At 39.2% G+C, this 7,134-nt stretch carries 12 protein-coding genes; 3 read left to right on the top strand and 9 right to left on the bottom strand.

The features are described 5' to 3' along the window. Window positions 1-225 precede the first annotated feature (225 nt). Window positions 226-507, top strand: a complete 282-nt coding sequence (locus tag EV213_RS20455) for a hypothetical protein (protein WP_133582421.1) — start codon at window positions 226-228, stop codon at window positions 505-507. Window positions 508-815: 308 nt separating this feature from the next. Next, the gene (locus EV213_RS20450; RefSeq protein WP_133582420.1) at window positions 816-1,553 is read left to right on the top strand and encodes a hypothetical protein; all 738 of its coding nucleotides are present in this window, start codon (window positions 816-818) and stop codon (window positions 1,551-1,553) included. A gap of 159 nt (window positions 1,554-1,712) precedes the next feature. Here the strand turns inward: EV213_RS20450 and EV213_RS20445 are convergent, their stop codons facing one another. The 9 genes from EV213_RS20445 to EV213_RS20410 form a co-directional block, all read right to left on the bottom strand. Continuing rightward, window positions 1,713-1,979, bottom strand: coding sequence for a hypothetical protein (locus EV213_RS20445; protein ID WP_133582419.1), 267 nt, complete (start codon window positions 1,977-1,979; stop codon window positions 1,713-1,715). A gap of 20 nt (window positions 1,980-1,999) precedes the next feature. Further along, the gene (locus EV213_RS21260; RefSeq protein ID WP_279512781.1) at window positions 2,000-2,134 is read right to left on the bottom strand and encodes a hypothetical protein; all 135 of its coding nucleotides are present in this window, start codon (window positions 2,132-2,134) and stop codon (window positions 2,000-2,002) included. Window positions 2,135-2,190: 56 nt separating this feature from the next. After that, window positions 2,191-2,781 (bottom strand): hypothetical protein, encoded by a 591-nt coding sequence (locus tag EV213_RS20440; protein ID WP_133582418.1) that lies wholly within the window; start codon window positions 2,779-2,781, stop codon window positions 2,191-2,193. Window positions 2,782-3,106: 325 nt separating this feature from the next. After that, entirely contained in the window at window positions 3,107-3,307 is a 201-nt protein-coding gene (locus tag EV213_RS20435; RefSeq protein WP_133582417.1) for an XtrA/YqaO family protein, read from the bottom strand. Between the two features lie 91 nt (window positions 3,308-3,398). Continuing rightward, complete coding sequence (locus EV213_RS21405) at window positions 3,399-3,608, bottom strand: ORF6C domain-containing protein (protein ID WP_166639444.1); 210 nt, start codon at window positions 3,606-3,608, stop codon at window positions 3,399-3,401. Window positions 3,609-3,616: 8 nt separating this feature from the next. Then, a complete protein-coding gene (locus EV213_RS20425) occupies window positions 3,617-4,123 on the bottom strand; it encodes an ORF6N domain-containing protein (protein ID WP_133582416.1) in 507 nt (168 codons plus the stop codon). Window positions 4,124-4,136: 13 nt separating this feature from the next. Then, entirely contained in the window at window positions 4,137-4,421 is a 285-nt protein-coding gene (locus tag EV213_RS20420; RefSeq protein WP_133582415.1) for a hypothetical protein, read from the bottom strand. A 62-nt stretch (window positions 4,422-4,483) separates the two neighbouring features. Next, entirely contained in the window at window positions 4,484-4,699 is a 216-nt protein-coding gene (locus EV213_RS21400) for an MmcB family DNA repair protein (protein WP_208112793.1), read from the bottom strand. A gap of 333 nt (window positions 4,700-5,032) precedes the next feature. Beyond that, window positions 5,033-5,734 carry a hypothetical protein gene (locus EV213_RS20410; RefSeq protein ID WP_133582414.1) on the bottom strand — a complete coding sequence of 234 codons (702 nt, stop codon included), beginning with the start codon at window positions 5,732-5,734 and terminating at the stop codon, window positions 5,033-5,035. A 156-nt stretch (window positions 5,735-5,890) separates the two neighbouring features. On the opposite strand from EV213_RS20410, the gene EV213_RS20405 reads away from it, so the two are divergent. Next, entirely contained in the window at window positions 5,891-7,036 is a 1,146-nt protein-coding gene (locus EV213_RS20405) for a cysteine peptidase family C39 domain-containing protein (protein ID WP_133582413.1), read from the top strand. Window positions 7,037-7,134 lie beyond the last annotated feature (98 nt).

Here is a 7,134-nt window from a genome sequence, read left to right as displayed (position 1 = left end):
GGACAGATCACCTTTCGTTCAGGTTCTCCTTTTTTTGCTTTACCCGCGATGAATAAAGAACAGAATTTTATGAAATTATTTATGCAACATTAGTGTATGAAAATATATAAAATTGCCTTAGTGGATCACCTGCCCTCGCCCACCAGAATAATTATAGCCCCTTTAAAGATCCCTATGAATTAAGAAGTTTATATGTTGCTAGGATCTTATTGATAGGAGGAGCATATGAAATTACTTAAAAACAAACGATTAACTATAATTATTATAAGTATAGTGTTTGCTTTGGGCACGACATTTTTTACGGATATAGGCTATTACATTAATTATAATCATTACAATACATTTACTCGTGATTACGGTTTTCCTGCAGCATGGCTTATACTAAATTCTGAATACGAATACCTTACCTTTAATATATTGGGATTATTATTTAATTTGGCTTTTTTCTATTTACTAATCTTACTAACCATTAAGGTCTTTTCAACTCTCTCTGCAAAAAACAGGTAAGCAATGAGGTAATTATGAAAGAAGATAAGAAAACAGAGGGAACAAAGCACTTTAACTTTTGTGCAAAGAAAAAAGATGGCACCAAAGTCGTAGTGACCTTCGGCGCCTTCTTGTGCAATACGCTGCAATACCTGGACATATGACGCGTATCATTAATTTTGAAAGCACACATATCCTCGAAGAGATGAGCGCCATGTTCACAGTCTCCAAAGAACTCTGCGTATTAAGTTTAATGTCAATTGAAAGGAGATTTTATGAAGATAAAAAGTTTGTTTCAGAAAATACCGGGGTTCAGGAGTCGCAAACCCTTGAAGATGATTATTGCAACGGCGGCATACTTGTTTATCCTAAGTGCTGTTGTTGCCGGCGTCGTTGACACGTCTCCCCCACAGAACGATAATGTAGCGATTGCTGAATTGTCTGATCAAGAACAAGACATTGAAACAACGAGCGTGGAAATGACCTCCGAAAAAGCTGAGGATGAAGCAGCAGAGCAAGACGCACATGAGAAAGCTGAGCAAGACGCAAAAAAAGCTGAAGAAGAATCCGAACAGAAGGCTAAAGAAAAGGCTGAGGCTGAAAAAGCTGCTGAGGAAAAACGCAATGCTGAGGCTGCGTCAGCTTTAAAAGCTAAAGCTGGCGCAGAAGCAAACAAAACAGAGAAACTAGAGAATCGCATAAGGGAAATTGCAAGCGAAGTTTGGGGCGACGCATTAATACGAGTCGATTATAGCGATCAAGGTATTCAAACGCGCGCTAATATATATTTCAAGTTAAGTGACAATTTTACAAAGAGCATGATGATAAGCAGCGCATACTTAGAAATCTTAGAGGTTCTTGAAAAAACTGATTCGATACAGGAATTAGACTCGATCTCTTTTGGGGCGCAGGCAGAATTTATCGATCAATACGGTAACGATGGTATGAGCAGTGTTTTGGGACTCCATTTCCCCAAAGAGACACGCGACAAGATAAATTTTGAAAGCATAGATTATAATAACTTGCCCAATCTAGCAGAAGGTGTATTCATTCACCCATCATTTTAGATCATCCCCCCACGGGCTTTTCAACCCAAAACAAAACAAGGAGAAAGAAAATATGGCTACCCTATCGTAATAAAAACTGTTGAGCGTAGGAAAAGTATTGTCATTTCTCCCTCTCTATCATTCAGAACCATTTTAGCTTCAGGGGGTTGAGTGGCATTGTTACATCATGCCGCCCTTACAATTGAAGAGTCTTTCTTTACTATAGAAAGTCATAATAGGTTCTTCGAATGCCGCTACTTCGATGAGATCATTAACAAGCACGATTAAATAATGTCTCAAATCTTGATCTCCTTCATTGTCAAAGGTTTGCCTATTTAAATCCTTTATGAAAGAAGAGTTTTTCACTTCAAATACATTTAAAGCTCCGCTGCCGTTTCTTTCTTTAAACTCCCGGACCTCTTTATTAGCATCTCCTGAAGTGTTCAATGGAAACGAGCAAAAACTGTTCACTTTATTTTAGCAGTTACACCACCCTTTCGTCTCACGACTCCTGATCTCCGTTCATACGTTTGGCGATCTATATCCATTAGTTCTCTTAATTCTTTTTCAGTTAGCTTCTCCGGCTTCTGCTTTGTCTTCATAAGCAACTCCTTTCGGCAAATAAAAAAGGACACCAAACGGCAGCTTTACGCTGTCATTAAGTGTCCTCCAGAGGGCTGGTAGAACTAGATTTTAAATATTCATTATTTACATTTATACCATTAATAATTCTTCCGTTTTCGAATTGAATATCAGGTGATCGTAGATATAAAAGGTTGTTTTCTATATCTCTTACTATCAAGCAATAGAACCCATTTCCACTTAAGCTTCTATTAATCATGTTCAATTCCGTAATAATTACTTCGGTCTTCTCTTGGAAATCAACTTTACTCCCGGTTCGTTGTTTAGTGTCCATTATGCCATTAAATTGTTTGTTGACTTCAATTTCATTAGATCCAAACCATTTAGCCTCATCTACAGTGAAAAACTGGTACCCTACATTTTTATGGACAAACAGGCATTTACCTAACGAATCAATATCGTAGCTAATGATCTTAAAAATAGGTCTTAAATTTCTCCTTCTTTCTTCTAAATTTTCTTTAGATTGTTTTCTGGATTGCACAATGCTTAGAAAAGATAATAGCGCTGCTACAGCAGCTATAAATACTGCAAGAAGTTGAAACCAATCTGAAGGAGTAAGACAAGACCAAAATGCATCACACGGTCTTTTCAATTGAATCTGGTACAATAAAATATCACCTCAGTTCTTCTCGTGTCCGCCCCTCTTAAAATAGTAAACAGTTTTTTCAAAACAGGAAGGGCATTGCCCCTCAAATTTGATCCCTTTTGTATGATCTTGCTTAGTAAAAATCTCGACGATGCCTTTAATTGCTGTTGGCAATGATAAAAATGCCATAACAAGTGCTATATTATTCATAATATCTGGGGTTTGTAAATCTGGAAAGAACATTATATAAAAAAGGTAGAACACAAAAATTGCTATTAATAAAAACAGAAAAAGAAAGTAAATAAGTAACCCTATCGTTTTTAAGCCAAACTTTCTTTTGTGTTTATTAAAACTCTTCCCCCTCATCAAACTTCACCCTTTTAACTTGTCCTTGATGCGTAATCACCTTCGTTTCACCATGCTCTGGCAATTCACAAAGCTTATATGTCCCATTGCATGCCACCACGATAAATGGCGTTTCTTGTTGTAATACGTCTAGGTCAATTTTACCAGTATCTATGTTAACAGCCAATGGTTTTAATCTCATTATTTTCCTCCTTAATTTTTAATGGCAAAAAGGGCAGCCAACTGACGCTATGTTCCGTCCTGGCAGTGCCCTCTATTCTTGTAAAATGTATTTAGGCGACCAACCGCGGGCGCCATGCCTTTACAAATCGTAGTGCTTCATCAAACTCTTGTATCTGGATATCGCGATAGGACGCTACTGCAAAGCTGTCCTTAACGGATCTGTGAATCTGAGAGAACATCTTGCGCTTGGCTTTATCTAGGCTCTCTACGCCAAACAAAGTGAGGCGACGCTCCTCAAATGTATCAGTAAGTTGGCACACTCGCTTGTTTATCGCCTTTTGCAATGCTCGCTGGTTAACAAATTGTCCACAGTGTGTTCGATCTTTGTGTATTTTTGCGTTAAGTCCTCGATTTTCTCTCCGTGGTGAACTGCGGTTTTCATCGTCAACATGAGCTTCTCATAATCACTCATCGGCACTTCCTGCGTCGAGGAAAAATAAACCTTAACAAGCTGCCGCTGAACCTCCCACGCCAGGTCATCTGTAAATGATTTAACCAACATGAGGTAACCCGATTCCGTAACGAGAGTCAAACCTTGAGAGTTCGGACGTTCTACGAAATTCGTAAAGCGAGCCTCATCATAGGTTATTACGTGGAAATCTTCGCCCGGAACGAAACGCTCCCGGTGTTGGCTGAAGTTTCGTGCTGCAGTTCCAGCAGAGCGTTCATGTAACTGGTCAATGTCTTTGAAGGTGACAACACGTTCACCGTTGTATTCCTTAATGACAGGAGGTCGAGACTGTTCCTGTACATTTAATTGGACAACGTTATTCACACGATCCACTCCTCTAAACTAATTTTTGTAGCTCTCGCATCTGATCAGCCATGGAATCTATCATCCTGCTTATTCTTGGGCTACTTTTTGCAGAAAGCGCCTGGTGCAAGACTCGCTCCCACTCACTTGTCAACGTGGTGTATCCGTACTGGTGCAGAATGTTCTTCATACGCTTGTAAGCTTCTGCCTCTTCGATCACCTGTTCAGCTTGGGATTGCTTTCTCTCGCATTCTCTAACAACCTCAATCATGTCTGTATTCAGTTCGTTTGCTAATTCGACGGCTGACTTTATCATCAAGCCATGCCTCAATCATTCCACGCTGGCTGCTGTAAAAAGGATGCGCTTCGTTCTCTAACCTGCTAAATTATGCCCCACAGCAAATTGAAGTTCATATCAACTTCTTTAAATTCACCTTTTCTTTTTGCCCGCACAACCTCGTCTGGCAGTTCCTCTGGTTTTATAAGGTCTTTTGGACAAACGAAGAAAAATCGGTGGCATTGGTTCTTATAAGCTGGCCATTTATCGTCGCGAAGGAAGTCGCTCCTTGAAACTTTTATTTCGTAGACAGTTATCAATGGCTTGCTCCACGATTTTCTAAAAGCCAGTGCATCGAATATGGCAAGCCCATAGCTACACCATATACAGCAAACTTGATTTCTTGCTGTGTGTTAGGCAATGCCTTTATATGGAATCCCTTGACGAAAAGAGAGTTCGTAAAATATCATTCCAGATGGTCGCTAATGAATGGATCCTAGTGTATGCAGCAAGTGGCGTTAAACGATCTTCTGTCAGGATAAGACAAAAAGAGATCAACATATTATGTAGGTACAGTACATTGCCAGCGTTAATATTTCAAAGATCAGCCACAAAATGCATCAAAATATATTAATTAATTTAACCGATGAAGATTACGCTCGAACTGCGGTAAGTGGTGTCCATTCATGCGCAGGTATGATTTTTAAGTATGCCATGCGAGATAAACTTATCGAGTAAAATCCTGCAAATGGTGCTGTCGTACCTAAAAGCGGCTGTTCAAAAAGTATCTGTTTCATTAAAGCGAGGGGTGCAGTGTACTCATTCCACATCCAATAATGGAAATGAACTGATTGTTCGATCCAACGAACAGTCCAGACGACTCCTTGTGCCATTCCGACACTTGATTTTGGACAGACGTATCCCGTGTTCCGAAACACTGCTTCTTTTTTAGTTGCACAAGTGTGAAAACTTAGGCTTTTTGAGGATGGACACATGATCCGGAGGCAGAACCATTTCTCCACGCGTTTAGTGGTACGTACTGGCACCTTCCTTTGCTTCATGACAGACGTAAGCTGATTTGATTCCTGTGCAAACGCCAGCTGGACCTGCTTGCGAAATGTCAACATCTGCTTTTGCAGTTCACTTCCTTGTGGAACAGGATCGTGGAAAAAGGGAGTGTCGGTAAAGGAATAGCCAAATTGCGTCTCGCAAAGACCTTGGAGCGGACAAGCGGCGCAATTCAGTTCATTGCCGCGAAACCATGCGGTGGCTGTATTTGGATCGAATCCGTCGAATACAAGGGCATTGCCTTGATCGCATTCCGGCATGCCTTTGGGAGAACAATGGTCAGGCATTTTCGTGTTTGTCTTGACCTCGGAGGAGTACTATCATGACTTCAGTATCGCGAGCAACATATTTCAACACACTAAAAATTATATAATTCCAACTATTGAAATAAAAATCTTTTAGTGTTAGGGTTAATTTATACCTATAAAGGGATTGATTTCTTTTTGAAGCATGTATTGGCCTTACTTACTGGTTTGTTCTTTGTCCTGATGACTTTTAACTTAAGCCATGCAGAAGAACCTGAAGTAACTGTTGAAGAGGCAACAAAAGTGATTGAAGCTGAGATTGAATCTTTTCAGCCTGACTTTGAATTCTATGGATTGTGGGACGATGCAATTATTGAACATGAAACAGATCTCTATGACATTACAGATAATATCATTGCGTATTATTTCTTATTAAAAGTTAAAGGCGAGGATGTTGGATATTACATTATAAGTGCAGATAAAGATTACTCACCTGTACTAGAATTCGGAGGTACACCCGGGAAAAGCGGATTCGATGAACAAAATTCTGATGACCGGGTGTACTACTTTGGAGGTCAAAAATACTTAATGGCGGAAGATGCAGAAGAGATAAAGCACAAAATAAAAGTTTTACAACAAAAAAATTCAAGTTCTTCCAGAGAAACTAAAAATATTGATGCGGATAATATAAATCAGGCAATTAAATCCCTCTCTTTAAATAAAGATCCAAATGCAAAATCTCAATGGGAAAATTATTTAAATGCTGGTGATTTTGGAATTCAGTCTTTACCAGAAAAATATGCTTTGAACATTCCTTATATTTATCAAAGAACACCAGGAATTAACGGTCCTGAAAGTGCATGTGGTCCTACTGCTTTAGCAATGGCAGTAGAATACTTAAGTGATATCGGGCTTGATGTAAGGGATGCTTCTTATTGGGGCGGAGACGTAAAACTGGTAAATGCTTTGAGGAACTTTCTAGGTACGGATGGGTGGGGAACCACTTCTGGTAATATGAGCTATTTTACGACTAAATATCTAAATATAGAAATGAATGGATGGACCGTATCGAGCAAAAATGCTAATTCAAGCGGTGCTATTAATATCTACAAAGATAGAGTGGTTAGTTCTAGACCACCTTTAGTGATGTGGGATATACCCAAATTAATTCCCTGGCCAGATGCAGAAGTCAGATGGCATTGGAATACTGGTTCCGCATACAGAGAGTCTAATGGACAGTTCCAATTCGGAGTAAAAGACCCCGAATTTAATAGCTCAAGAACAGTCTATTATTCTTGGAGTGCTAATGATGCTGGCTTTCATATTATTCATTACACTAACTAATTTCACTAGCGTTGCATTAAAAGGTACTGATCATTAAAAATACAAAGAATGTTCAATAAACAAGTCGTTATACAATGAAAAAACCCTTTACAATGGAG

This window comes from Aureibacillus halotolerans (assembly GCF_004363045.1).
Classification (GTDB): domain Bacteria; phylum Bacillota; class Bacilli; order Bacillales; family DSM-28697; genus Aureibacillus; species Aureibacillus halotolerans.
This window is presented reverse-complemented; position numbering and strand designations above follow the sequence as displayed.